Source organism: Roseixanthobacter finlandensis, from assembly GCF_043195105.2.
Classification (GTDB): domain Bacteria; phylum Pseudomonadota; class Alphaproteobacteria; order Rhizobiales; family Xanthobacteraceae; genus NCEH01.
This window is the reverse complement of record NZ_CM195536.1, coordinates 3,425,474-3,449,406: the sequence shown is the minus strand read 5'-3', so window position 1 is coordinate 3,449,406 and position 23,933 is coordinate 3,425,474. Positions and strand designations below refer to the sequence as shown.

General features: G+C 68.2%; 23 protein-coding genes. 13 read left to right on the top strand and 10 right to left on the bottom strand.

Features of this window, described 5'->3' with window-relative positions; genetic code table 11:
• Positions 1-313: 313 nt before the first annotated feature.
• Positions 314-730, top strand: a complete 417-nt coding sequence (locus tag V5G24_RS16355) for a Ros/MucR family transcriptional regulator (protein WP_394066120.1) — start codon at positions 314-316, stop codon at positions 728-730.
• 181 nt (positions 731-911) lie between these two features.
• On the opposite strand, the gene V5G24_RS16350 is transcribed toward V5G24_RS16355, so the two are convergent.
• On the bottom strand, positions 912-1,265 hold the full coding sequence (locus tag V5G24_RS16350; RefSeq protein WP_509292249.1) for a hypothetical protein: 354 nt from the start codon (positions 1,263-1,265) through the stop codon (positions 912-914).
• Positions 1,266-1,561: 296 nt separating this feature from the next.
• On the opposite strand from V5G24_RS16350, the gene V5G24_RS16345 reads away from it, so the two are divergent.
• The 3 genes from V5G24_RS16345 to V5G24_RS16335 all read left to right on the top strand — a co-directional run bounded on the left by V5G24_RS16345 (position 1,562) and on the right by V5G24_RS16335 (position 3,190).
• Entirely contained in the window at positions 1,562-1,960 is a 399-nt protein-coding gene (locus tag V5G24_RS16345) for a helix-turn-helix domain-containing protein (RefSeq protein ID WP_394081096.1), read from the top strand.
• Positions 1,957-2,550, top strand: a complete 594-nt coding sequence (locus V5G24_RS16340) for a DUF6456 domain-containing protein (protein WP_394081098.1) — start codon at positions 1,957-1,959, stop codon at positions 2,548-2,550. The genes V5G24_RS16345 and V5G24_RS16340 overlap by 4 nt, the downstream gene beginning before the upstream one ends.
• 202 nt (positions 2,551-2,752) lie before the next feature.
• The gene (locus V5G24_RS16335) at positions 2,753-3,190 is read left to right on the top strand and encodes a DUF805 domain-containing protein (RefSeq protein ID WP_394081100.1); all 438 of its coding nucleotides are present in this window, start codon (positions 2,753-2,755) and stop codon (positions 3,188-3,190) included.
• Between the two features lie 34 nt (positions 3,191-3,224).
• Here the strand turns inward: V5G24_RS16335 and V5G24_RS16330 are convergent, their stop codons facing one another.
• Together V5G24_RS16330 and V5G24_RS16325 are read right to left on the bottom strand one after the other, a co-directional pair.
• Positions 3,225-3,659, bottom strand: a complete 435-nt coding sequence (locus tag V5G24_RS16330; protein WP_394081102.1) for a SufE family protein — start codon at positions 3,657-3,659, stop codon at positions 3,225-3,227.
• A 191-nt stretch (positions 3,660-3,850) separates the two neighbouring features.
• Positions 3,851-4,246 (bottom strand): DUF5330 domain-containing protein, encoded by a 396-nt coding sequence (locus tag V5G24_RS16325; protein WP_394081104.1) that lies wholly within the window; start codon positions 4,244-4,246, stop codon positions 3,851-3,853.
• A 299-nt stretch (positions 4,247-4,545) separates the two neighbouring features.
• On the opposite strand from V5G24_RS16325, the gene V5G24_RS16320 reads away from it, so the two are divergent.
• From V5G24_RS16320 to V5G24_RS16310, 3 genes are read left to right on the top strand one after another with little or no spacing between them, the layout of a single operon-like run.
• Positions 4,546-5,976, top strand: a complete 1,431-nt coding sequence (locus V5G24_RS16320) for a sensor histidine kinase (protein WP_394081106.1) — start codon at positions 4,546-4,548, stop codon at positions 5,974-5,976.
• Positions 5,973-6,797, top strand: coding sequence for a peptidoglycan-binding domain-containing protein (locus V5G24_RS16315; RefSeq protein WP_394081108.1), 825 nt, complete (start codon positions 5,973-5,975; stop codon positions 6,795-6,797). Before V5G24_RS16320 ends, V5G24_RS16315 begins: the two co-directional genes overlap by 4 nt.
• Before the next feature lies 1 nt (position 6,798).
• The gene (locus V5G24_RS16310) at positions 6,799-7,143 is read left to right on the top strand and encodes a DUF1491 family protein (protein WP_394081110.1); all 345 of its coding nucleotides are present in this window, start codon (positions 6,799-6,801) and stop codon (positions 7,141-7,143) included.
• A 51-nt stretch (positions 7,144-7,194) separates the two neighbouring features.
• Here the strand turns inward: V5G24_RS16310 and V5G24_RS16305 are convergent, their stop codons facing one another.
• Positions 7,195-7,944, bottom strand: a complete 750-nt coding sequence (locus tag V5G24_RS16305; RefSeq protein WP_394081112.1) for a sulfotransferase — start codon at positions 7,942-7,944, stop codon at positions 7,195-7,197.
• A gap of 192 nt (positions 7,945-8,136) precedes the next feature.
• On the opposite strand from V5G24_RS16305, the gene V5G24_RS16300 reads away from it, so the two are divergent.
• Positions 8,137-8,358, top strand: a complete 222-nt coding sequence (locus tag V5G24_RS16300; RefSeq protein WP_394081114.1) for a hypothetical protein — start codon at positions 8,137-8,139, stop codon at positions 8,356-8,358.
• 277 nt (positions 8,359-8,635) lie between these two features.
• On the opposite strand, the gene V5G24_RS16295 is transcribed toward V5G24_RS16300, so the two are convergent.
• From V5G24_RS16295 to V5G24_RS16285, 3 genes are all read right to left on the bottom strand, one after another.
• On the bottom strand, positions 8,636-9,145 hold the full coding sequence (locus tag V5G24_RS16295) for a DUF1254 domain-containing protein (protein WP_394082078.1): 510 nt from the start codon (positions 9,143-9,145) through the stop codon (positions 8,636-8,638).
• Between the two features lie 134 nt (positions 9,146-9,279).
• On the bottom strand, positions 9,280-9,855 hold the full coding sequence (locus V5G24_RS16290; protein ID WP_394081116.1) for a DUF1214 domain-containing protein: 576 nt from the start codon (positions 9,853-9,855) through the stop codon (positions 9,280-9,282).
• Between the two features lie 109 nt (positions 9,856-9,964).
• Positions 9,965-12,145, bottom strand: a complete 2,181-nt coding sequence (locus V5G24_RS16285; RefSeq protein ID WP_394081118.1) for a transglycosylase domain-containing protein — start codon at positions 12,143-12,145, stop codon at positions 9,965-9,967.
• A gap of 297 nt (positions 12,146-12,442) precedes the next feature.
• On the opposite strand from V5G24_RS16285, the gene V5G24_RS16280 reads away from it, so the two are divergent.
• Positions 12,443-13,072: a YcgN family cysteine cluster protein gene (locus V5G24_RS16280; RefSeq protein ID WP_394081120.1), complete on the top strand. Its 630-nt coding sequence runs from the start codon at positions 12,443-12,445 to the stop codon at positions 13,070-13,072.
• A 16-nt stretch (positions 13,073-13,088) separates the two neighbouring features.
• On the opposite strand, the gene V5G24_RS16275 is transcribed toward V5G24_RS16280, so the two are convergent.
• Positions 13,089-14,828 carry a hypothetical protein gene (locus V5G24_RS16275; protein WP_394081122.1) on the bottom strand — a complete coding sequence of 580 codons (1,740 nt, stop codon included), beginning with the start codon at positions 14,826-14,828 and terminating at the stop codon, positions 13,089-13,091.
• Positions 14,829-15,081: 253 nt separating this feature from the next.
• Between V5G24_RS16275 and V5G24_RS16270 the strand changes: the two genes are divergently transcribed.
• The 3 genes from V5G24_RS16270 (at position 15,082) to ugpE (ending at position 18,210) form a co-directional block, all read left to right on the top strand.
• Positions 15,082-16,332, top strand: coding sequence for an Hsp70 family protein (locus V5G24_RS16270; protein WP_394081124.1), 1,251 nt, complete (start codon positions 15,082-15,084; stop codon positions 16,330-16,332).
• A 142-nt stretch (positions 16,333-16,474) separates the two neighbouring features.
• Positions 16,475-17,359 carry a sn-glycerol-3-phosphate ABC transporter permease UgpA gene (gene ugpA, locus V5G24_RS16265; protein WP_394081126.1) on the top strand — a complete coding sequence of 295 codons (885 nt, stop codon included), beginning with the start codon at positions 16,475-16,477 and terminating at the stop codon, positions 17,357-17,359.
• A complete protein-coding gene (gene ugpE / locus V5G24_RS16260) occupies positions 17,359-18,210 on the top strand; it encodes a sn-glycerol-3-phosphate ABC transporter permease UgpE (protein ID WP_394081128.1) in 852 nt (283 codons plus the stop codon). The genes ugpA and ugpE overlap by 1 nt, the downstream gene beginning before the upstream one ends.
• A gap of 9 nt (positions 18,211-18,219) precedes the next feature.
• On the opposite strand, the gene V5G24_RS16255 is transcribed toward ugpE, so the two are convergent.
• Together V5G24_RS16255 and V5G24_RS16250 are read right to left on the bottom strand one after the other, a co-directional pair.
• Positions 18,220-18,996, bottom strand: coding sequence for a LytR/AlgR family response regulator transcription factor (locus tag V5G24_RS16255; RefSeq protein ID WP_394081130.1), 777 nt, complete (start codon positions 18,994-18,996; stop codon positions 18,220-18,222).
• Positions 18,990-20,099 (bottom strand): sensor histidine kinase, encoded by a 1,110-nt coding sequence (locus tag V5G24_RS16250; RefSeq protein ID WP_394081132.1) that lies wholly within the window; start codon positions 20,097-20,099, stop codon positions 18,990-18,992. The genes V5G24_RS16255 and V5G24_RS16250 overlap by 7 nt, the downstream gene beginning before the upstream one ends.
• Positions 20,100-20,338: 239 nt before the next feature.
• Here V5G24_RS16250 and V5G24_RS16245 point away from each other — a divergent pair, with 239 nt between their 5' ends.
• On the top strand, positions 20,339-23,851 hold the full coding sequence (locus tag V5G24_RS16245; RefSeq protein ID WP_394081134.1) for a Calx-beta domain-containing protein: 3,513 nt from the start codon (positions 20,339-20,341) through the stop codon (positions 23,849-23,851).
• Positions 23,852-23,933 lie beyond the last annotated feature (82 nt).

Here is a 23,933-nt window from a genome sequence, read left to right as displayed (position 1 = left end):
CCCGCGCCGCGCCGTTCCGCCGGAGCGTTGGGGGAAGCGTTTGATATGACGAGACAATGTGCAAGAGGTCTTGGGCTGGGCTAGTGGAGGGCAGGGGTTCGTGCACGATCGCGTAATAGCGAGGAAGAAGAGTTGTACTTTTCGCGAGAATGAACTTGCAATTCGTTGCCCTTCAACATAACTAGCTATGGCGGTGCCATCGTCGAGTCGATGCAAGCGTCGCTTCGCGGGCCGAAGACAGCGTTGGTGAGGCAACGGCTTCGCCGGTTCCGCATGCTAATTCGATTTCCGTTTCAAACCAGAAGAAAGTCCCATGAGCGAAGCATCGGAATCGACAACTTACATCGAGCTGGCGGCGGATATCGTCTCTGCCTACGTCAGCAATAATTCCGTGTCAGCCGCCGAACTGCCCGCCTTGATCAATGAAGTGCATTCCGCGCTGCAACGCGTGTCCAAGGGCGAGGTCGAGGCCGCGCCAGAGCCGCTGAAGCCCGCCGTGCCCGTGAAGAAGTCGGTGACGCCTGATTTCATCATCTGCCTGGAAGACGGCAAGAAGTTCAAGTCGCTCAAGCGGCACCTGCGCACGCAGTACAATATGAGCCCGGAGCAGTATCGCGAGAAGTGGTCGCTGCCGGCCGATTATCCCATGGTCGCCCCCAATTATGCCGCCGCGCGCTCCGAACTTGCCAAGCAGATGGGTCTTGGCCAGCAGCGGCGTCGTCGTCGCTGATTTGTATAGTCCGGCGCACAGGATCTGACCCCGGGCCGAGCTTTGCTCGGCGGCGGGATCGGGCCTGAAGGTGGCGTCGGATGACGCGGGCTTCGGCAGCAAGAAAACGGTTACAAGCAACGCCGCCCCGATGGGCGGCGTTTTTATTTGCAGATTGCTCGCCCATACCCTGCGCCGCCCCTCACGCGCCACCCGCGGGCGGCCGGGGGCGCGGCAAAATCTTGTCCCCGCCATCCGCGCCAGCGTCGCAATGGGCTGTCACCAGCCGCCGCAGAGCCGCATGCCGGATGGGATCATAACATTGGCCGCTGCGGGCGGAGCGTCGCGCGGCACGCAATGCACTTTGCGCCGCCGCGCGATTATTTGCGGTCAATAAGGTCAATCCTTCGAGCCGTGCGTTAATCGACTCTTCCTTGTCCGTGCTGCGAAACGCGCGGATGCCCCGCGCGCGCGGCTTGGCAGCCGCCTGGGACGGTGCGGCCCGCCTGCGCGAGCGGGAGCGGCGGATGTTCTGCATGTGGGGAGTGTGCGCCATGATGCCTCCTGCGGCTGAAATCACAGCATGACTCAGCTTTTGAATGTGGGGATAATTTCCTAAAATTTGAGGCCGAAAAATCGCAGATAATATGAAGTAAGCTTTTGAAATAAATTAATTAAAAATATTCGCGACAGGCGTCGACTGGCAAAAAACTTTCCCACCTTGATTTCTTAAGCCTCTCGATATAGGAATAAATACTCCAATCGGAGAGCGCGATGCGTCCCAAGTCCCGCCGAGGCCAAGCCTGTCCCCCCGCGCCGCCCGTGTGCGCGTCCCGTCCCCCCAGCCCAAGCGTGCCTTTGCCGCCCAACGTGCCTTTGCCGCCGGATGACGCGCTGGCGCGGTGCCGTGCGGCGCGGCTACTCGCGGCCGCCTTCGTCCATGTGCCGCCGCAGGATCTGGAGGGCACGCGCGGCCGCGCGCCGGTGACGCTGGCGCGGCATGTGGCGCTCTATGTGGCCCATGTGACGCTGGGCGTGCCGCGCGGCGCCGTTGCCGACCATTTCGGGCGCGATCGCACGTCCATCGCCTATGCCTGCGCGCGCATGGAGCAGCGCCGGGAGGCGCCGGACTTCGATCGCGCCTTGTCCGCGCTCGAAGCCTGCGCGGCGCATGCGATCGCGCAGGGCGTCCCCGTCCCGATGCACAGCGCCGAGGGCGCCGCCCATCCCGTTTCCGGAGGTTTGGCATGACCGCAAATCCGCAACCCCCCGCCCGGCGCGGCGCCTCGCCGCGCGGGACAAGTGTGCGCCAGTCGAGCGCGCGCGTGGCGGTCCATCGCATCCTGGTGGACGGGCGCGAACAGGATGTGGCGCTGCATCTGGAGGAAAGCCCGCTGGCCTGGCTCGCGCGCCGCAAGGGCAAGGATGGGCGGCCGCTCATCGACCCGGTGCAGGCTCTGGCGGGGGAGCGGCTGCGGGCGGATTTCACGCGCGCCCAGCTCACCCCGCGCGTCACCACCAATTGGAGCGCGACCGGCGGTGGCGGCGGCACAGGGCCGGAAGCCTTCAGCGATGCGGTGCTTGCGGCCAAGTGCCGCGTGGATCGGGCGGTTGAGGCCGTCGGGCCGGAGTTGTCCGGCGTGCTGCTGGATGTGTGCTGTTTTCTCAAAGGGCTGGAGAGCGTGGAAAGCGAGCGCGGCTGGCCGTTGCGCACCGCCAAGGTGGTGCTGGCGCTCGCCCTCGACCGCCTCGCCGCCCATTACGGCCTTGCCCGCGCCGCCCAGGGCCGCGCCCATGTGCCGGGACGGACCTGGCGTGCGGCGCCCGGCGGGACGGAGTGAGCGGCAGGGCAAGCACCGGGCGTCAGCTGGGGCGCGTTCGAGCAGGGGGGAACGGGAACGGGACCAGCGGCGCAGGGCAGGGGTTACGGGCGGACCGTGCCTCCCCCTTCGCCCAGATGGCCGGATCGCCCTTGACCCGGCGCCGGCATCCCCTCAAATGGCCGGGGCGGTGCGTGCGCGCCGGGCGCAATGGGGTGGCGGGATGATCAATTCCTATCTGAAGGCGATGCGCCAGTATGCGACCTTTACGGGCCGCACCAGCCGCAAGGATTTCTGGTTCTATGTCCTCGCGGTCATCCTGCTGAGCATCGTGGCGCAGGCGCTGGATCTGGTGCTGTTCGGCGGCGAGGTTGCGAGCGGCGACGGCATGGTGGAGTTCGAGAGCTACGGCATTTTGATCGGCATCGTGCATCTCGTGCACTTCGTGCCCGGCCTCGCGGTCAGCGTGCGTCGGCTTCACGACACGGATCGCACCGGCTGGTGGCTGCTGTTGGAACTTACCGGCATCGGCGCGCTGGTGATCCTGATCTTCAACCTTCTGGCCGGCACGCGCGGACCGAACCGGTTCGGTCCCGATCCGCTCGCTTATGGCGCGCCCGTCGCGCCGGCGCCCACGGGCACCATCCAGCCCGGCCGGTAGCGATCGCGCGGCCGCGCTCAGGCTTCGGCGAGGCTCAGGCTTCGGCGAGGGCGGCGCGGGCGTCGGCGCGGATGCGCTCCACCATGGAGCGCAGGCCGTTGGAGCGCTGCGGCGTCAGATGGCCCTCAAGGCCGATGCGGCGGAACACCGCCAGCGGATCGGCTTCCAAAATCTCGCGCGCGCCCTTGCCGGAGAGGATGGAAAGCAGCACCGCCACCAGGCCGCGCACGATGTGGGCGTCGGAATCGCCCTTGAATTCCAGCACCGGCCCGTTCGGCCCGTCACGGCGCCCGCTCACCAGCCACACTTGGCTGGTGCAGCCCTGCACCTTGTTGGCCTCGGTGCGCTCAGCCTCGGGGAAGGGCGGCAGGGCGCGGCCCAGCTCGATGACGAAGCGGTAGCGGTCTTCCCAATCGTCGAGAAGCTCGAAATCGGCCACCAGGGCCTCGATATCCTGATCCGCTGTCATCGCACCTGCCCGTAAGACGCCGCCGACGCCGTCTCGGCGTCATTGGTCGGTTCTGCGCCATATAGGCTGCGCGCAGCCCCGGCAAAAGTCGAGACAAGCAAAAAATGCGCCGCGCGCGGGTGCGGCGGTGCGATTTTCGCGGGAAAAAGCGCCGATCGCGATCCAGCGAAAGGCGTTCAGGCGGGCCGCGGTCAGGCCGGGCGCTTCAGCGGCGTGGGGATGCCGGGCGTTGCGGCCGGGGTTCCGGCGGGCTCGCCGCCCCAGCCGGGAACGAGATCCTGCGGGGTCAGGCCGTGGCTGGCGGCCGATCCGCCGGGCGCGGCGGCGTCGGTGCGCGCATGGCCCAGCGCGTCGGCCACCCATTTGATGCCGACCTGGGCCTTTTCCGTCAGGTTCACGAGCATGTCGCCGCCCACGGCGCAGGCGTCCGGCTGGCGCTGGCAGAAGCCGCGCGCGTCCGCCACCGCCGATTGCACGGCCACGAACGCCTGCCACGGGCCGACCTCGCGCCCGTCGCTGGACGTGCCGATGGGCAGCAGCAGCAGGATCAGGCCAAGCCAGAACGTCATGCGGATCAAAAAGAACATGGAGCGCCTCGCTTCAAGCTCCCCCGGGCGGCCCCCGAACCGGCGGGCCTGGACCATTTCCGCGGCGAAACCGGCATCGGCCGGCCTCAACCTTTGGATAACCATAGATACCAGAACGCGGGCCCTGCCGCAGCGCCCGCGCCGCCTGCCGCCCCCCGACTTTTCAAGACATCGTTAACGCTGGCCGGGCCGGCGAGCGGGCCTTAGCAGTTCGTTTAAGGGCGCCGTGCAAGCTTGCCTGGGATGAACGAGGGGGCGCCGCAAGGCGCTGTGGGCAGCCATTGCGTGTCGCGAATGTGATGAGACACAAGCTTGGGCCGGATGCGCGTGCGGCGTATGCGTCCGATCCCCGGGGCAGCCTTGCCGACATCGGCCTGCTGGCGCGACGCAGCACCCGAGCGCTGGGGGCGCTGTCGCTGCTGTGCGCCGGTGCGGGCGGTGCGGTGCTGGTGGCGGAAGCCTCAGGCCTCGCCTCGGGCAGCGCTTCGGAGGGCTTGTGGCTGCTGGCCTGCGGGCTTGTTTCGGCGGCGCTCGCGGGAGTGTCCGGCGGGCTGTCGCGCACGGCGGTGCGCTTGCGCGGCGCCGGGCGGGACGCCGACCTCGCGCTTGTCACCCATCACCTGCGCTCCGGCGAGGTCATCACCATCGCCCATGCGCAATTCCCTTTCGCGGCGCTTCCGGGCGCGCAGCTGGTGGGACACGGCCTGTTCGAGCGCATCCTGGTGGCGGATCGGCCGGCCTTCCTCGCCGCCGTCTCGGGCGCGGCGGGGCTGACGCAGGACGCCCATGACCTGCGCTGCGAGGTGCGGCTGCGGTGCGAGGCCGACGGCCTCTCGCCGGAATTCGTGTGGATGGAGATGCGCGCGTTTCCGCTGGAGGGCGGGCGCGTGCGCGCCTGCTGGCGCGACATCGGCGCCCAGAAGGCCCAAGCCGAGCAGGAAGCCGCCGCCCGCCAGGAGGCCGAGCGCGCCAATGCGGCCAAGAGCCAGTTTCTCGCCGCCATGAGCCACGAGCTGCGCACCCCGCTGAACACCATTCTCGGCTTTTCGGAAATGCTGCTGGGCGACGCGGCCGGCCGCATGGACGGGGAGAAGCGCACCGAATATGCCCGCATCATCCATGACAGCGGCCAGCACCTGCTGGGCGTGGTGAACGACATTCTCGACCTGTCGCGGGTCGAGGCCGGCGCCTATGAGCTCCTGGTCGAGCCGGTGGACGTGCGCCGCCTCGCCCAGGCCTGCCACGACATGATGGCGATTGAGGCGGTGCGGCGCGACGTGCGCATCACCCTCAACCTGTCGAGCCGGGTGCCGCCGATCCTCGCTGATCAGCGCGCCTTGAAGCAGATGCTGCTGAACCTTTTGTCCAATGCGCTCAAGGTCAGCGCGCCGGGCACGCGGGTGGAGGTATCGGCGCGGGTCGAGGGCGGCAATCTTCTGATCGCGGTCGTGGACCAGGGGCCGGGCATGTCGCCGGCCGATGTGGCGCGGCTCGGCGAGCCGTTCTTCCAGACCGGTGACATGGAGCGCCGGCGCACCGGCAGCGGCCTCGGCCTCGCGGTAGTGCGGGCGCTGGTGCGCCTGCACGACGGGGCGTTCGACGTCGCGAGCGTGCTCGGGCGCGGCACAACGGTGACGCTCAGCCTGCCGCTGACCCGCCCCGCCGTGGTCGTGGCGCCGTTCGCCCGGCCCGCGGCCGCCCAACCGGACGGGGAGCGGCGGCGCGCATGAGAATAGATTATGGGGAAAGCCACCTGCCCGGCGCGCCGGGCGAGCTGCCGTTCGCGGAAGCCCCGCGCGGCCGGCTTGGGCTGCGGTTCGCGGATGGGCTTGCGGCCCTGGTGGGCGTGGCGCTGACCGGCGCGGTGCTGGCCAATGTGTTCGTGATGCAGAGCGGCACGCGCCCTGGCCCGGTACCGGGCGGCACCGCCGTGCCCATCGCCCCGGTGCCGACGCCCAAGCCACAGGCCGCCAATGGGGTGGCGGGCACCCATGTGCCGGAGGCCGCGCTTTCGCCGACCCCCATGGCGAACACGGCGGTTCCCATCGTTACCGCCCCGGCCGGCGGTATCCTGGGCACGATCAATATTTCCGGCGACACCAATGCGCCCGCCGCGCCCGCTGCCCCGGGAGCGCCGCTGAACATCGCTCCGACACGCGCCGCAGCTCCCGCCCAGAGCGCGGCCGCGGCCGCCGCCGCCGCCATTCTCATGCCGCCGGCTCCGGTACCTGGCGGGACCGGCAGCGCCCGCACCGGAGCCGCGCCGCGCCCGCCCGCGCGCGTGCCCGGCCTTGCCGTTTCGGGGGCCGACACGGTGACAGGCTCGGTGCGCCCGCCAGCGGAACTGGCGCCGTCCGCGCGCATTCTCGGCGTGCAGAAGACCCTGGCCAAGCTCGGCTATGGCCCGCTGAAGCTCGACGGCAAGCCGGGCCTGGAAACGCGCCTTGCTGTTCAGCGCTTCGAGCGCGACCGCAACCTGCCGCCCGACGGGGAGATTTCCGACCGGGTGGTGAGGGAGCTGATCGCGGTCTCTGGCACGGTGATCAACTGACATGCGGCTGAAAAGCGCCATATTCGCCGCCGCCATCGTGCGCACCGCCAATGGCGCGGGCGCGTTCGCGGCGGTGCGCCGGCGCGGCTCCGAGGAGGCCGGCGCGGTGTTCGTGAAAGTGGCGACGCTGGACGGCTGCGCGGCGCTTTACGGCCCGGCGCCGCAGAGCGCGTTCGACGCGGAGACCTCCGGCGCGCGCCTGTTCGCGGTGCTGGTGCCGCCCGGTTCGCCGGACGAGGCCAGCGAGGCGCGGATGGTCAAGGAAATGCGCTTCGACCCGGACCTCTGGCTGCTGGAGATCGAGGACAAGGCCGGCCGCGCCTTCATCGAGGTCACCTCCGGCTGAGCGGACCCGGGTTGAGCCGGTTCAGGCCGAAAAGCTTCAGGCCGAAAAGCTTCAGGCGTAGCCGAGCCGGTCGAGGTCCGGCCGGATCAATGTTTCGATGCCGCGCGGCAGGCGGGGATGCTCGGCGGCTTTCTCGTCGACGAACCGGCCGTGGCGATAGTCCGGCGGCAGGAGCGGGCTGCACGCACCCTCCAGCATCAGCGGATCGAACGCGACGCCGACGCAGGCCGCCACCTTGCGCAAGGTGGCCTCCGGTTCGGTCACCAGATCCTCATAGCGGAAGCTGCCCGCCAGCACCCCGCGCGCGCCGAGATGCTCCAGCACCCGCACCGAGGCACACCAGCGCCGGGCCGCGTCCACATGGCTCTGCCCGGTGCGCCGCACCTTCGAGTCCACGCAACTGCGCCCATCGCGCACGATGAACAGGAAACGGTATCCCGTCATGGCCGCCACGAAGCGGTCCAGAACCGGCTCCTGAGCGAGGTTGTAGAGATTGTGGTCGTTTAGCCCGAGCACCTGCTCGGTGGTGATCTTGTTGCCCCAGATGCGCTCGGGATTGGCCTTGCGGTCGTCCTCGCAATGGGCGCGAAAGCGGGCGAGGCGATAGTCCAGCAGCCGCGCCATGGAGGGCGGCGGCACCTGCGCCTCGTCGCCTCCCATGAGAATGGCGATGCCGCCGAATTCGGCGCGAATCATCAAAGCGGGATGGCGCTCGAGGCAGCCGGCCAGAAGCGATGTTCCCCCCCGTCCCGCGCCGAGCAGGAGGAAGGGAGGGGGACAAGCCGGGGCACGAAGGGACATTCCGGGGCGTTTTCCGCGTCACGCGAGCCGCAACGAAGCCGGCTCGCATATGATCAGAACACACCGGCGCGCGAACGCAACCCTTGAGAGGTATTATCATCTATGTGCAATCGCGTTTATTGCACAGCCTGGGGAAACTTTCGGAGCCTATCTGCGTTGTGGGGGTTACGGTGGCCCTTGAGGAGAAGCGAAATGGGAACGGTTTTATCGTTCTCCGCGACGCGGGGAGTGCGGGCGCGAAAAGCACGCGCCCATGCGGATGGGGAAGCGGCTCGAACCGAGCAACGGCCGGGCAGCGCGCAGATTTATATTTTGCCGGTGGTGCGTATCGAGCGCCATGGCGATGTCCCGGTGGCGCAGGCCCCGGCACCGAAGCTGCGGCCGCCGCAGGGACCGTCCCAGCGCCAGGCGTAAGCGGGTCCGCGCGGTGATATGGCCGAGCGGTGAAAAGTTGAAGCGAGGAAAGGTCGGACGGCGAAACGCGAGACGCGTCAGCCCGCGGGCCACCCCGACTTTGCGTGCCACCCCGACGCACCGAGCGGGTGGCGCACCGCTCGAGCCGAGGCATTGCGCCAGCCGAGGCATCGCGCCAGTCGAGGCATTGCGCGGGCTGAAGGCATCGCCGGTGCTGGCTCCCTCGTCCCCAGGCTCCCTCGTCCCCAGGCTCTCCCGCCCCAATACTTTCCCGTCGCTATTGCGTGACGGTGCAGCTCGCCGCCTCGAGCTGCTTGCGCACGGCGTCGCGGACGTCGCCATAGCGGGCGAACGCGCGAATGAGCACGATGCCGGTCGTGCTCGGCGATTCCACCACCAGCCGATCCGCCGCCGTGATTTCCTCATCCTCCGGCAGCGCCGCGCGCTGGGCGGGCGAGAGCAGGTCAAGTTCGATCACCCGCCCGGCGGCCTGATCATTCAGCGCATAGAAGGCGAGCCCGCGATTCGTGTAGAATGAGACCGAGGTGTAGTCGCCGGTCTGCGGCACCCGCACCTTCAGCGGCCGTTCGCGCAGATCATAGCGGCATACCGCGCTGACGAAGGCCGGATCGGTCATGGGGAGCACGCCGTCTCCGGTCTCCGGCAGCAGCACCAGCCGGTTCGAGGGTGCCAGCGCGGCCAGCCGCTGATAGGCGGACGCCTGGGCGAGCCGGGGCATGGCCAGCACCGAAACCAGATGCACGATGCCCCCCAGCACCAGCGCCATGGCGAGCGGCAGCAGCAGCAGACGCGGGGCCGCGGGTACCGCCTGGAAAATCGCGGCGAGCCGCTCCACCGGGCCCGGCGCGCGGGCGGTGGAGCGATAGGCCGGGCGGGAGCGGCGGAACAGGGACGCGAAGCTCATGGGCATCGCTCCGTGACGATGCGCGGCAATTGCCCCTCGTCCTGCGCGCCCGAGGCGAAGCTGAACGGGGCATCATAGAGGCGCAGCGCCACCTGAAGGCGTCCGCGCGCGCCGGTCGGCAGCCAGTTTCCCGCCCGCGCTCGCGGGGAGAGCGCCACATTGATGCTTCCGTCCGGCTCATAGACCAATTCGGCGCTGGTGAAGCCGTGGCGCTGCGCCGCGTTCGGCACCAGGGCGCCCTTGTCGTCGGTGAGAGTCAGCGTCCACAGGCGCGACTGGGGCAGGGGGCCTGAGATGCGGATGTCGCAGCGCCCGTCCAGCGGCGCGCCGACTGTGTCGTGGTCGGCGAGGAACAGCAGCCCGTCGGCCAGCTCCAGCGGCAGTTCGCCGGTGCGCGCGAAGGCGGCGGTCGCATAGGGATCGGCCTGGGTGGTGCCCGAGCGCGGCCAGCCCTGCCATGCGCCGAGGCGCACGATATCCATGCCACGCGAATGGGTGACGGCGAAATAGGTGGCCCCGAGGCCGATCGCCGCCGCCGCGGCGAGGGTGGTGGCGAGGGTCACGAGGCGCACGGCAGGTCCAAGGTTCGGCTGAAGTCCAAGGTTCCGCTGAAGTCCAGGGTTCCGCTCACGTCTTGGGTTCCGCTCACGTCTTGGGTTCCGGTCAAAGCTTGGATTCCGGTCAATTGGTGCGCGTCGGCGCCGCGGGGGCGCCGGCCGCGGGCGTTCCCATGGCGGTCGGGCCGGGCAAGGGCGGCAAGGGCGGCGCGGTGCGGAAGATCTGCTCCAGGCGGATCAGGCGCTCAGTGCTGCGCGGCGACAGGGTGATCGGGCGCTGGATGGAATCCAGTTCCGGCACCTCGATGGGGGACGGCTTGTCTTCCAGCTTGGGGGCGGGCTGGTCGCCGACGCCGGGGATGAATTTGCGCTCCACCCCCTGGTGGGCATAGGCCATCACCTTCTGCCAGGTCATCGCCGGCAAGGTGCCGCCGGTCATCCTGTTCATCGAGGTGTAATCGTCGTTGCCGAACCAGACCGCGCCCACATAATTGCCGGTGAAGCCCATGAACCAGGCGTCGCGATAGGCATTCGTGGTGCCGGTCTTGCCCGCCACCTTGATGTTTTCCAGCCGCGCCCGCCGCCCGGTGCCGTTCTCGACCACGTTGTTCAGCATGGGGTTGATCATGTCGATCACGCTCGGTGGGATGATCTCCACCGGTTTGGGCGCATCGCGGTCGAAGCGCCACACCACCTCGCCGTTGGAGACGCGCATCTCGACCACCGCGTGGGGATAGACGCTGTGTCCGCCATTGGCGAACACGCTGTAGGCGGTCACCATGTCGATGGCCGTCACCTCGGCCGCGCCGAGCGGCAGCGGGGCGCTCGGCGCGAGGGGGGAGGTGATTCCCATCTTGTGCGCGAGATTGATGATCTTGGCGCGGCCGAACTTCTCCGCGAGCCGCACCGCCACCGTGTTCAGCGAATGCTGAAGCGCGGTCTGCAGCGTGACCGAGCCCATGTAGGAGCGGCCGTAATTCTGCGGGCACCAATTGCCGAGGCAGATCGGCGCATCCTGCACGATGGTGGTGGGCTTGTAGCCGTTCATCAGCGCCACGGTATAGACGAACGGCTTGAACGAGGAGCCGGGCTGGCGCAGGGCGTCGGTGGCGCGGTTGAACTGGCTCTCGCCGTAATCGCGCCCGCCCACCATGGTCCGCACCGTGCCGTTGGGCTCCATGATCACCATTGCGCCCTGGCCCACTTTATAATCCTTGCCGTATTGGCGCAGCGCCTGGTCGAGCGCGGCTTCGGCCACCTTCTGGATATTGGGATCGAGCCCGGTGCGCACCACGAAGTTGCGCTCGGTGATGGACTTGGGCAGCGCGTCAACCAGCTTGCGCACCTCGGCGAAGGCATAGTCGAGATAATAGTCCGGCACCGCCATGTCGCTGCGGTCCACCGGGGTCGCCGGATTACGGCGGGCGCCGAACACTTGTCCCTCGGTCATGAAGCCGGCATCGACCAGATTGTCGAGCACGGTCGAGGCGCGCGCGCGCGCCGCCGGCAGATTGACGTGGGGCGCGTATTTGCTCGGCGCCTTGAACAGGCCGGCGAGCATGGCGGCCTCGGCGAGGTTCACCTCGCGCACCGACTTGCCGAAATAATATTGCGCCGCCGCGTCCACCCCATAGGCGCCGCCGCCGAGATAGGCGCGGTCGAGATAGAGCTTGAAGATCTGGCTCTTGGTGAGCCGGCTTTCCAGCCACAGCGCCAGGAACGCTTCCTTGATCTTGCGCTCGATGGTGCGCTCGTTCGAGAGGAACAGGTTCTTGGCCAGTTGCTGGGTGAGCGAGGAGCCGCCCTGTCGCACGCCGCCGGCCTTGGCATTGGTGACCATCGCGCGGAACGTGCCGGCGACATCGATGCCGAAATGTTCGTAGAAGCGCCGATCCTCGGTGGCGAGCACCGCCTTCAGCAGATAATCGGGGAAATCGGCCAGCGGCACGGTGTCGTTCTGGCGCACGCCGCGTTCGCCCAGGACGTTGCCGTAGCGGTCGAGGAAGGTCACGGCCAGCTCGGTGCGCTTCAGCCAGTCGTCCGAGGTCTCGTGGAACGCCGGCAGCGCGAGCGCGAGCACGACCACCGAGCCCGCCGCGCCCAGGGTGAAGCCCTCCGAGGCCATGCCGACCAGGAAGCGCGGCACGCCGGAGAGCGAGAAATGCTCCATGAAGGCGGAATAGCCGCCGGTGACCCGCCGGGTGAAGACGCCCAGCTGGAACAGGGTGCTGTCGATGCGCGCGTCGAAATCCAGCAGCGCGTTGCGCAGCCGGGTTTTGAAGGAGGATTTTGGACCTTCGCTCACCGCTTGATGCTTCTCATCGCCGGTCTGGCCAGAGCCGCGCCGCGCCCCGCGCGCCCTTGCCAAACATCACCCTTGCCAATGCCGCCCTTGCGAAGCGGCGCTGTCGCCAATGCCGCCCTCATCCTTAGCTCGTGCAGCCACGTGTCAAAAACACGGCGGCCGGGCGGGCAGCCTTGTCTATAACCCGCGGCGCGGATCGCCGCGAGTGCCACGTGACGCGGCGCAAGCAGACGTGAGGACGGGGTAAATTTTCGCCCCGCGGTTCAAGCCGCGCGCGGCTTCGTGGTAAGGAGAACCATGCCAGACCGCGCGCCCTCCGATCTTGTGCCCACCGCTTTCCCCGACGTCGCGCCGGACGCCGGCACCCCCGGCGCGGCGGTGCCGTTCTGGCGCGCGAAGGGGCTGGCGCTCATGAGCCCGGCCGAGTGGGAAAGCCTGTGCGACGGCTGCGGGCGCTGCTGCCTCGTGAAGCTGGAGGACGAGGACAGTGGCGACATCGCCTATACCGACGTGGTGTGCCGGCTGTTCGAGACCCATTCCTGCCATTGCTCGGATTATCCCAACCGGCAGGAGCAGGTGAGCGATTGCGTGCGCCTGACGCCGGAGGCGGTGGCGGAATTGTCCTGGTTGCCGCCCACCTGCGCCTATCGCCTTCTGGACGAGGGCAAGGACCTGCCCTGGTGGCATCCGCTGGTTTCCGGCTCGGCCGAGACGGTCCACGAGGCGGGAATCTCCGTGCGCGGCAAGGTGGCGGGCGGCGAACAGATGTTCGGCCTGTTCGAACTCGTGGACCATCTCGTGTCCTGGCCGCTGCGCTGGCCCAAAGGATCGCGCGGAACCGTATCGCGGGGATCCGGTTTGCCGGGAAGCCGCACCCGCGCTGGCGTCCGTCCGCGCAAGCCGCCCGCCGGCGCCCCCGGCCTCTGACGCGCCCGCGCGGCCTTCAGGCCGGTGCCGGACCAGGGCGGCGGGCCGGTTCCGGTTCGCGCACCAGTACCACATAGCCGGCCGTCAACAGGCCCAGCCCCACGAGGCTGCTGATGCTCCAGCACGCCCAGGCATCGAGCGGCACGTTCGCCCAGCTGAAGGATTTCTCCAGCACGAACCCGGTGAATTCCACCCACCGCCCTTCGAGATAGATCCCGGCGAGCCCGATCAGCCAGACCGGGCCGGCCTTCGCCTGCGCGGCGCACAGCACGACCATCAGCGGGATCAGCGGTTCGAGGGAATTGCGCCCGAGCCCGTCGCGGCTGAATCCCCAGACCAGCAGCATCAGGGCGAAGGCCGCGAGGATGACGGTGCACAACTGGCGCAGGCGTACGTCCACGCCGGGCCGCGCCAGGGCCATATAGGCCGGGAAGAACAGGCAGAAGCCAAGGCCGGCGGGCAGGGTCTTGGCATATTGCACGGTCCAGCGCAGCGGCTCGCTGACCGCACCGTCGATCCAGATCTGCATGTTGCGGGAATAAAAATAGACCACCGGGCTCAAGGTCATCCAGAAATTCTCCCAGCGGGTCGTCAGCCAGGACAGAACCGATTTCGCCGGAGCGGTGCCGTGCCCGTCGCCGCGCAGATAATCCATGAACATGTCGTGGCCGCCGAGCCAGACCTTATAGGCAAGCCAGGGCGCCATCAGCACCACCGTGACGAGCCCGAACACGAGGCCCGCGCGCACGGCGGCGCTCCATTTCTCCCGCCTCGATCCGGCGGCGCCGAACGCCGTCCACAGGGCGATCAGCCCGAGCGGCGGCAGGAACAGCAGCCCCACCGGGTGGCTCAGCCAGGCAAGGACGCCGCATCCCGCCGCGACACCCCAGCGCCCGCGCAGGAGCGCGGCCAGGGCGAGCAGGATGAAGAAGCCGGCCAGCACCTTCGGCCAGAGGAAAACGGTATTGATCAGCATCGCGGGCGCCAGCGCCACCCAGAGGCAGCCGAGCATCCAGGGACGGCTGGCGGGCTTGATCCCGAGCGCCAGCAGCAGGTGGCCGGCGCCGAGCACCACCATGGCGTTCGCGATCCAGCCGAGCAGGCGGGCGAGATAGGCGCCGTCGGTGGTGCCGGGCCAGGGCTTGCGCTCGACGTTCGGCGAGTCGTGGGGCGCGGTGTCGAAGAGATAGAGCAGCGTATTGGTGGCGAGCGGGATCAGCGGGCCACGCGCGGCCACCGACCAATCGCCGAAATAATCCTTGCTGCGCTCGATGCCGTCCTTGCCGTGGAACATATAGGCTGCGGTGAAGTAGGGGACGATGCTGTCCGGCGGCGAGGCCACCATGCGCCCGGGGATCGCCGTGCCCGGATAAGATTCCTGAGCCACGGGCAAAGGATTGAGGCCAACCGCCATGGCCATGGCGATCATCGCCCCCCAGAGCGCGAACACGCCCGGACCCTGGTCGCCGAGCGAAGCCCGCCACGCGCCCGCTCGCCACCACCGCCGCGCCACATCCAGCGCGAGGACGAAGCTCGCCCCGCCATAGAGCAGTGTCACCATGAGATGGTTCGCGGGATGGATGATCCACAGCAGCAGGCCGGTGGCGGCGAGGGCGAGCAGGCCTGGCACCGGCACGAAGGCCGAGGGCAGGCGGCGCGCGGCCGCGGCGCGCGCGTTCCACCACAGGCCGGGAACCACCAGCAGGGTCACAATGAGCAGGGAGGAGAGACACACCCAGCCGTAATTCGTGTCCATCGTGGGGAAACCTCTGGAGCTCCGGCAGGGCGCCGTGCGAACCCGTGACTCTCGCGAACGCGCACCGTCTATACCCGTCCGCGCCGCCGCGTTGAAGCTGCCGCCGCAGGCCAAAACCAAGCACTGGCGGCGGCAACGCGCGCGGATGTCATCGCCTGGGGCTTGATCTTGGCGCGCCGAAGGGGTACCGAGCGCGCCCTTCTGCGCTATGTTGCAGCGCACGCCCTTATCGCTCCGTTTTCGGGAACCCACCATGGCGGCCTGCGGCCTCGATTTCGGCACGTCCAACACCACCCTCGGTCTCAACGGCCCGGCCGGGCCGCATCTGGCGCCCGTCGAGGGCGATGCGGTGACGGTGCCGAGCGCGATTTTCTATCCGCGCATCACAGCGCCGGTGATCGGCCGCGCGGCCATGGCCGCTTATGTGAGCGGCGAGCAGGGGCGCCTGATGCGGGCGCTGAAATCCGTGCTCGGCAGCGCGCTGGTGGACGAGACCACGGCGGTCGGCCGCACCCGCGTCACCTTTCGCAAGGTGATCGGCGCCTATATCGCCGAGGTGAAGCGGCGTGGCGAGATGAAGGCCGATGCGCCGCTGGATCAGGTGGTGCTCGGCCGCCCGGTGCATTTCGTCGATGGCGACGCGGCGGGCGACGCGCGCGCGCAGGACGTGCTGGGCGATGTGGCGCGCGAGATCGGCTTTTCCGATATCTCGTTCCAGTTCGAGCCGATCGCCGCCGCGCTCGATTACGAGCGGCAGGTAAATGGGGAAGAGCTTGCGCTGATCGCCGATATCGGCGGCGGCACCTCGGATTTTTCCATCGTGCGCATCGGCCCCGAGCGGCGCGACAAGCCGGACCGGGCGGACGACATTCTCGCCAATGACGGCGTGCGCATCGGCGGCACGGATTTCGACCGCGCGCTCAGCCTCGGCATGGTGATGCCGCTGCTCGGCCATGGCAGCCCCATGAAACGCCAGGGCCTCTCGGCTCCCGCCAGCCTGTTCCAGGATCTCGCGACCTGGTCCTCCATCAACCGCCTGTATGATCCGCGCGTGCAGCGCTCGATCCGCGAGATGGAGCGCGAATCCGCCCGTCCCGAACTGATCCGCCGCCTCGCCCATGTGGTGAGCGAGGAGCGCGGCCACACGCTCGCCATGGCGGCCGAGGACGCGAAGATCGCGGTCTCGGAGGATGGGCGCACCGCCATCGACCTCGCGTGGCTCGAACCCGCGCTCGCGGTCGGCATCGTGCATGATGACCTTGTGACCCATACCGACAGCCTCTCCGGGCGGATCGCGCGGCGCATCACCCAATGCCTGAAGGCGGCGGGGGTGAAGGCGAGCGACATCGACGCGCTGTTCCTCACCGGCGGCTCCACCCGTCTTGCCCATGTGCGCTCCGCCATCGTCGCCATGGCGCCGCAGGCGCGGATCGTGGCGGGCGATACCTTCGGCTCCGTGGGTACCGGGCTCGCGGTGGAGGCGGGGCGGCGCTACGGGCGTTAGGCCGGGCGCGCTTTCCCGCCGGTCCCATCCGTTTCCGGGCGCCGCACGGGAAGCGCGACGGCCCGCCCGCTTTGTCGTATCCCCGACGCGGGAAAAGGCTATTTTCTCCTGCCGCATCCCGCGCGGCGATGCGGACCCGGACATGCAGGCCAAGCGCGTCACCTTTCCACGCTCCCTGACGCCCTATCTGCTGCTGGCGCCGCAGCTTGCCATCACGCTGGTGTTCTTCATCTGGCCGGCGGGGCAGGCGGTGGTCTCCTCGCTGTTTGCGGAGGATGCCTTCGGCCTGTCGCGCGCCTTTGTGGGGCTCGCCAATTTCGCCGCGCTGCTGCGCGATCCCACCTATCTCAACGCATTCCAGGTGACGGCGGTGTTTTCCGCCTGCGTCACCTGTCTCGCCATGGTGCTGGCGCTGGGCTTGGCGCTCGCGGCGGACCGGATCGGCAAAAGGGCAGGGCCCTATCGCGTGCTGCTGGTGTGGCCTTATGCGGTGGCGCCGGCGGTGGCGGGCATCCTGTGGTGGTTCATGTTCAACCCCACCATCGGCATCCTCGCCCGCGCGCTCGACGCCATGGGCATCAGCTGGAACCACTTCCTCAATGGCGAGCAGGCGCTGACCATGGTGATCCTGGCCGCCGCCTGGAAGCAGGTGAGCTATAATTTCCTGTTCTTCCTCGCCGGCCTCCAGGCCATCCCCGCAAGCCTGATGGAAGCCGCCGCCCTGGACGGCGCCGGGCCGGTGCGCCGGTTCCGCTTCGTGGTGTGGCCGCTGCTGGCGCCCACCAGTTTCTTCCTGCTGGTGGTGAACCTCACCTATGCCTTTTTCGACACCTTCGGCATCATCCACGCCACCACCGGCGGCGGGCCGGGGCAGGCGACCACGATCCTGGTCTACAAGGTGTTCCGCGACGGCTTCGGCGGGCTCGATCTCGGCGGCTCGGCGGCACAATCGGTGGTGCTGCTGGCCATCGTGATCGCGCTCACCGCGGTGCAGTTCCGCCATATCGAACGCCGGGTGCAATATTGATGGCCGGTTCCGGACGCCTGCTCAGCCTGCTGGCCCATCTCGCGCTGATCCTCGGCGTGGTGGTGATGGTGCTGCCGGTCTATCTCGCCTTCATCGCCTCCACCCATTCGGGCGGCGATTTCCTCTCCGGCCGCATCGGGCTTTTGCCCGGAAGCCTGTTCCTGGAGAATTACCGCACCGCTCTGTTCACCGGCTCCAGCACCCAGGGCTTTCCCCCCGTGGGGCCGATGCTGCTGAACAGCTTCATCATGGCCATGGCGATCGCGCTCGGGAAGATCGCCATCTCGCTGCTGTCGGCGTTCGCGGTCTGCTATTTCCGCTTTCCGCTGCGGCAAACGGCGTTCTGGCTGATCTTCATCACGCTGATGCTGCCGGTGGAGGTCCGCATCCTGCCCACCTTCCAGGTGGTGGCGGACCTTTCGCTGCTGAATTCCTATGGCGGCCTCACCTTGCCGCTGATCGCCAGCGCCACCGCCACCTTCCTGTTCCGGCAGGTGTTCATGACCATTCCCGACGAATTGACGGAGGCAGCCCTGATCGACGGCGCCGGGCCGCTGCGGTTTTTCTGGCACGTGCTGCTGCCGCTCTCGCGCACCAATATCGCGGCCCTGTTCGTGATCCTCTTCATCTATGGCTGGAACCAGTATCTGTGGCCGCTGCTGGTGACCACGGACACGCGCTATTACACCATCGTCATGGGCATCCAGCGGCTCGCGGCGGCGGCGGTGGAGGCCGATCCCGTGTGGCATCTGGTGATGGCGACAGCCATCCTCGCCATGCTGCCGCCGATCCTGGTGATCGCGCTGATGCAGAACCTGTTCGTGCGCGGGCTCACGGAAACCGAGAAATAGCCGCTCCGCTCAGAGCCTGCCCTTGTCCGCCAGGGCCTCGCGCAGGCGGCTGGTGGCGGCGCGGCCGAGGATGAGGGGCGCCGGCAGGCCCTCCAGCGCCACATGCGCCCGGTCGCGCGAGGGGGTCTCGATGCTGCGCAGGCGGTCGCAATTCACCATCAGCGAGCGGCCGAGGCGCAGGAACGGCGGGCGCGGCAACAGGGTCTCGAAGGTGCCGAGCGTGCGCAGCATCATCAGGGGCGGCTGGCCGGCGAGGAACACGCGGGTGAAATCGCCGTCCGCCCGCAGCGCCACGATCTCGGATGGCGGCGCGAACACGGTGCGATGGGGCGTGCGCAGCTCCAGCGTCGCGCCCGGGGCAAGCGCCGGGGGCGAAGGTTCCGCGACTGGCGCCGTGCCGGGGGCGGCAGCTTCAGGGGAAGCGGCGTCGGGGCGGATCCGGCGCATGGCGCGGCGCAGGGCGTCGGCGAGGCGCTCGGGCGAGACCGGCTTCAGCAGATAATCCACCGCATCCACGGCGAAGGCTTCCGCCGCGTGCTCGGCGTGGGCGGTGACGAAGATCACACGCGGTGGGTCTTCCAGCGCCTGGATCAGCTCGAAGCCGCTGCCGTCGCCCAGCTCGATGTCGAGGAACACCAGATCCGGGGCCTCGCGCACCAGCAAATCGAGCGCATCTTCCACGCAATCGGCCTCGCCCGCGATGCGCACCTGCGGGTGCGCCTCCAGCAGGCGGGCGATGGCGCGGCGGGCGCGGACCTCGTCATCCACGATCACGGCGCTCAGCACGGCGCGCCCTCCAGGATCAGCTCGGCCACCACGCGGCGCCCGGCGGCGCCGGTACTGCCCGGCGGCGCGGCTTCGTGCAAGGTGAAATAATGCCGGCCGGGATAGTGCAGGGCGAGGCGCCGCCGCACATTGGCAAGGCCCACCCCGCCCCGGCGCGGCCGCTTGGCGGAGGGGGCGAGCGTGCCGGTATTGCCGATGCGGATGCGCAGCCCCGCGCCCTCCGCCTGGATCGCGATGTCGATGCGCAGCCCATTGCGGCGGGTGCCGTGCTTGATGGCGTTTTCCACCAGCGGCTGGAGCAGGAAGCTGGCGATGGGACGATCGGCGGCCTCGGGCGCCACGTCGAGGGTCGCCACCAATTGGTCGCCGAAGCGCGCTTCCTGGATGCGCAGATAGGCGGCAAGGCTCGCCGCCTCCGCCGCCACGCTCGCCACCGGCTGGTCGTGGGTGGCGAGCGAATGGCGCAGATAATCGGAGAGCTCGCGCACCATCACATGGGCGGCGTCGGGATCGTCGAGGATTTCCTCGCCGACGCCATTGAGCGCGTTGAATAGGAAGTGCGGATCGAGCTGGAGCCGCAATTCGCGCAATTCGGCCCGCAGGGCCTCGGCCTGCGCGAGGGCGACCCGCTGGCGGTCGCTGCGCGCGCCGATTTCCGCCCGCACCCAGAAGAAGGCGAGGCTCCAGCCCATCATGGTGAAGAAATAATAAATCAGGGGCGCCAGCACCTGCTGTTCCGGCCGCCAATTGGGGATCGGCCAGCCGAAATAATCGCGCACCACGCTGATGCAGCCCACCAGGAAGGCCGCCGCCGCGAACGACAGCACGGCGATCCACAGCAGGGCGCGCACGGTGATGGCGGCATCAAGCCCCACCTTCAGATAAGCCGCGCGCATGGCGGTGGTGACGAGGATCAGCAGCGGCAGGGCGATCAAGGTCAGGCCGAGCGAGATGCCGAAATTCTCATAAGAGACCCAGCGATTGGTCAAATCGACGATGGAAAACAGGCTCCATCCCGTGACCTGGGCGCGCAGGAACGCGGGGCGCCGCGCCCACCAGGCGGCGAGCGGATTTTGCGCCAAGACCGCGTCCTGCCTCGTCAAGATCCCGGCTCCCCACCGCGCACCGCCCGTTTGCCGGGCCTGCGTCCCCCGTCGCAGGAAAGGCGATTTGCGCCCCTGCGGCAAGGCGCGCGGGCGGCAATCGGCTGTGTGCACCGCGGAAGGCGCCGGCATGATCGATTTTTCCGCCCGGTTCATCGACTTCAAAAAGCTAAAGGTGACGCTTCGTGAGATCCAGATGTGGTGTCCCGGATGGGCTCGCAATTCTGGAGCAATGACAGATGGCGAATGTGAATTACGCTGTTGCCGACAATTGGGGTTCGGGCTTCGTCGGCGCCATGACGGTGCCCGCCGGGTCGGCAGGTCTCAACGGGTGGACGGTGGAATTCGATGCCGCCTTCGACATCTCCAACATCTGGGGCGCCGAGATCGTCAGCCATGTGGGCGATCATTATGTCATCCGCAACCTGCCCTGGAACGCCAGCGTGCCGGCGAACGCGAGCGCCTCGTTCGGCTTCCAGGCCGCGCCGGGCAGCGCCGCAACCAGCGCCAGCGGCTTCACCCTGAACGGGGCGGGCGGCGATCCGGCCCCCGTCCTGCCCGCCTTGTCGGTGGCGGATGCGGCGGTGGCGGAAGGCGATAGCGGCACCAGCGACCTCGCTTTCACGGTGAGCCTCTCCGCGCCCTCCGCGACGCCGGTGACGGTGAGCTATTCCACCGCCGGCGGCACCGCCACCGCCGGCAGCGATTTCACCGCCGCCACGGGCACGCTGACCTTCGCGCCCGGCGAAACCTCCAAGGTGGTGCATGTGCCGGTTGCCGGCGACATGGCGGTGGAGGCGAACGAGACCCTCTCGCTGACCCTCTCGGCGCCCGCGGGCGCGACGCTCGCGCATGCCAGCGCCACAGGCACCATTACCAATAACGATGTCGTAACCCCGCCGGCGGGCTCCGCGGGCCTTGATTACGCAGTGAAAGACGATTGGGGCTCCGGCTTCGTCGCCAGCATGACGGTGGAGGCCGGCCCCTCGGCGCTCAACGGCTGGACGGTGGAATTCGATTCCGCCTTCACCATCACCAATATCTGGAACGCCGAGATCGTCAGCCACGTCGGCACCCATTATGTGGTGCGCAATGCGGCGTGGAACGGCACCGTGGGTGCCGGCAAGGAGGTCGCGTTCGGCTTCCAGGCGAGCGCGGGGGCGGGCGGCACGTCGGCGACGGGCTTCCTGGTCAATGGCGCGCCGGTGGGCGGCGATCCGGCCCCGGTGCTGCCCACGCTTGCGGTGGCGGACGCCACGGTGACAGAAGGCAATGCCGGCACCAGCGATCTCGCCTTCACGGTCTCGCTTTCGGCGGCCTCCGCGACCCCCGTCACCGTTACCTATGCCACCGCCAACGGCACGGCGAGCGCCGGTGCCGACTATGCCGCGCTCACCGGCACGCTCACCTTCGCGCCCGGAGAGACCTCGAAGCTGGTGCATGTGCAGGTGACCGGCGATACGGCGGTGGAAACCAACGAGACCCTCTCGCTGAACCTCGCCAATCCCACCGGCGCGACGCTTGCCGACGCCAGTGCCACCGGCACCATTCTCAATGACGATGTGGCGCCCGTGCCGCCCGTGGTGTCGATCGCCGACGCCACGCTGGCGGAAGGCAATGCCGGCACGAGCGACTTCGCCTTCACCGTGACCCTGGACAAGGCGGCGACCGGCCTGGTGAGCGTGCAATATGCCACCGCCAACGGCATCGCGAGCGCGGGCTCGGATTATGCCGCCCAGACCGGCACGCTCACCTTCGCGGCCGGCGAGACCTCGAAGGTCGTGCATATCCAGGTCACGGGCGACACTCTGGTGGAGGGAAACGAGACCTTCACGCTGAAGCTCTCCGCCCCCACCGGCGCGAGCCTCGGCCAGGCCACCGCGACCGGCACCATCCTCAATGACGACACCGCCCCGCCGGCCCCTGTGCCGGAAATCTCGGTCAGCGATGCCTCCGTGGTGGAGGGCAATCCCGGTTCGAGCGGCGGCGGCCTGGATGGCTGGCTCTCCACCTCCGGCAACCAGATCGTCGATGCCAATGGCAATTCGGTGCAGATCGGCGGGGTGAACTGGTTCGGCTTTGAATCCGACACCATGTCGCCCCACGGCCTGTGGACGCGCGGCTACAAGGACATGATGAACCAGATGGAGGATCTGGGCTTCAACACGATCCGCCTGCCGTTCTCCTCCGACATGCTGCATGCGACCAGTCAGGCAAACGGCATCGACTATTCCAAGAACCCTGACCTCGCGGGCCTGACCCCGCTCCAGGTGATGGACAAGATCGTTGAGTATGCCGACGAGATCGGCATGAAGATCATCCTCGATCATCACCGCAGCGATGCCGGCGCGGGCACCTCCGCCAACGGGCTCTGGTACGATGCGAGCCACAGCGAGGCGCAATGGGTCGCCGACTGGCAGATGCTGGCGCAGCGCTATGCCGGCGACAGCGCGGTGATCGGCGCCGACCTGCACAACGAGCCCTATAACGGCACCTGGGGCGGCGGCGGCGCGAACGATTGGGCGGCGGCCGCCGAGCGCGCCGGCAATGCCATCGGCGACGTGAATTCCAACTGGCTGATCTTCGTCGAGGGCATCGGCACGTACGAGGGCAATAATTATTGGTGGGGCGGCAATCTGATGGGCGTGCGCGACCGCCCCATCGAACTCGATGTCGAGAACAAGCTGGTCTATTCCGCCCACGATTATCCGAACTCGATCTATCCCCAGCCCTGGTTCAGCGATCCGAGCTATCCGGCCAATCTGCCGGAGAAGTTCGACCAGATGTGGGGCTATATCTACAAGGAGAACATCGCCCCGGTGTACATCGGCGAGTTCGGCACCAAGCTCACCGACCCGAAGGATGCGCCCTGGCTGGAGGCGATCACCTCCTATCTTGGCGGGGATCTGGACAATAACGGCACCACCGACATCGCGGCCGGCGACAAGGGCGTGAGCTGGACCTATTGGTCGTGGAACCCCAATTCCGGCGATACCGGCGGCATCCTGAAGGATGACTGGACGAGCGTGAACACCAACAAGCTCTCCTATCTTGAAGGCATCGAATATGATTTCGGCGAGGCCGGCAGCGGCGGCACGGGGGCGGGCGCGCAGGCGCATGCCTTGTTCACCGTTACGCTGAGCGAGGCGGCGAGCGGGCCGGTGACGCTCGATTTCCACACCGTGGCGGATACCGCCGCCGCGACGGATTTCACCGCGGTCAGCGGCACGCTCACCTTCGCCGCGGGCGAGCAGACCAAGATCATTGCCGTCCCCATCACCGCCGACCGGGTGGCGGAGGCGGACGAGCATTTCTCGCTGGTGCTCTCCAATCCCACCGGCGCGACGCTGGCCCATGCCACCGGCATCGGCACCATCGTCAATGACGACGGCGCGGCGCCCACCACGCCGACCGAGCCGACCCCCACCGACCCGACCACGCCGAGCGAGCCGGTGCACGACACCGACCTCCAGGCGCTGTTCTCCAGCGCGGATTCCTGGGGCGGCGGCTTCAATGCCTCGATCGCGATCCACAATGACGGCGCGACGGCGGCCCATGGCTGGCAGCTCGAGATCAACATGCCCTACGAGATCGAGAACATCTGGAACGCCGAGATCGTCTCCCACGATGCCGACGGCTACGTGATCCGCAACGCTGCCTGGAACGGCGACATCGCCCACGACGCCAGTGTGAGCTTCGGCTTCATCGGCAAGGGCCAGCTCGACGCCGCGCACATCGATTTGCTGATTTGAGGTTTATGGGGTCCCTTATCGAGCGTTCGCCCCAATCCAGCCTTCGCACGTGCAGGGCCTGCCCTCCCCCCTTGCGGGGGAG

What these genes read in the sequence shown, in the direction of transcription:
- V5G24_RS16315 (WP_394081108.1), top strand. Translation starts at nt 5,973, where the DNA reads ATGAGAATAGATTATGGGGAAAGCCACCTGCCCGGCGCGCCGGGCGAG.
- V5G24_RS16310 (WP_394081110.1), top strand. Translation starts at nt 6,799, where the DNA reads ATGCGGCTGAAAAGCGCCATATTCGCCGCCGCCATCGTGCGCACCGCC.
- V5G24_RS16335 (WP_394081100.1), top strand. Translation starts at nt 2,753, where the DNA reads ATGATCAATTCCTATCTGAAGGCGATGCGCCAGTATGCGACCTTTACG.
- V5G24_RS16330 (WP_394081102.1), bottom strand. Translation starts at nt 3,659, where the DNA reads ATGACAGCGGATCAGGATATCGAGGCCCTGGTGGCCGATTTCGAGCTT.
- V5G24_RS16245 (WP_394081134.1), top strand. Translation starts at nt 20,339, where the DNA reads ATGGCGAATGTGAATTACGCTGTTGCCGACAATTGGGGTTCGGGCTTC.
- V5G24_RS16320 (WP_394081106.1), top strand. Translation starts at nt 4,546, where the DNA reads ATGAGACACAAGCTTGGGCCGGATGCGCGTGCGGCGTATGCGTCCGAT.
- V5G24_RS16305 (WP_394081112.1), bottom strand. Translation starts at nt 7,944, where the DNA reads ATGTCCCTTCGTGCCCCGGCTTGTCCCCCTCCCTTCCTCCTGCTCGGC.
- V5G24_RS16325 (WP_394081104.1), bottom strand. Translation starts at nt 4,246, where the DNA reads ATGTTCTTTTTGATCCGCATGACGTTCTGGCTTGGCCTGATCCTGCTG.
- ugpA (WP_394081126.1), top strand. Translation starts at nt 16,475, where the DNA reads ATGCAGGCCAAGCGCGTCACCTTTCCACGCTCCCTGACGCCCTATCTG.
- V5G24_RS16300 (WP_394081114.1), top strand. Translation starts at nt 8,137, where the DNA reads ATGGGAACGGTTTTATCGTTCTCCGCGACGCGGGGAGTGCGGGCGCGA.
- V5G24_RS16340 (WP_394081098.1), top strand. Translation starts at nt 1,957, where the DNA reads ATGACCGCAAATCCGCAACCCCCCGCCCGGCGCGGCGCCTCGCCGCGC.
- V5G24_RS16350 (WP_509292249.1), bottom strand. Translation starts at nt 1,265, where the DNA reads ATGGCGCACACTCCCCACATGCAGAACATCCGCCGCTCCCGCTCGCGC.
- V5G24_RS16275 (WP_394081122.1), bottom strand. Translation starts at nt 14,828, where the DNA reads ATGGACACGAATTACGGCTGGGTGTGTCTCTCCTCCCTGCTCATTGTG.
- V5G24_RS16280 (WP_394081120.1), top strand. Translation starts at nt 12,443, where the DNA reads ATGCCAGACCGCGCGCCCTCCGATCTTGTGCCCACCGCTTTCCCCGAC.
- V5G24_RS16270 (WP_394081124.1), top strand. Translation starts at nt 15,082, where the DNA reads ATGGCGGCCTGCGGCCTCGATTTCGGCACGTCCAACACCACCCTCGGT.
- V5G24_RS16295 (WP_394082078.1), bottom strand. Translation starts at nt 9,145, where the DNA reads ATGGCGCTGGTGCTGGGGGGCATCGTGCATCTGGTTTCGGTGCTGGCC.
- V5G24_RS16355 (WP_394066120.1), top strand. Translation starts at nt 314, where the DNA reads ATGAGCGAAGCATCGGAATCGACAACTTACATCGAGCTGGCGGCGGAT.
- ugpE (WP_394081128.1), top strand. Translation starts at nt 17,359, where the DNA reads ATGGCCGGTTCCGGACGCCTGCTCAGCCTGCTGGCCCATCTCGCGCTG.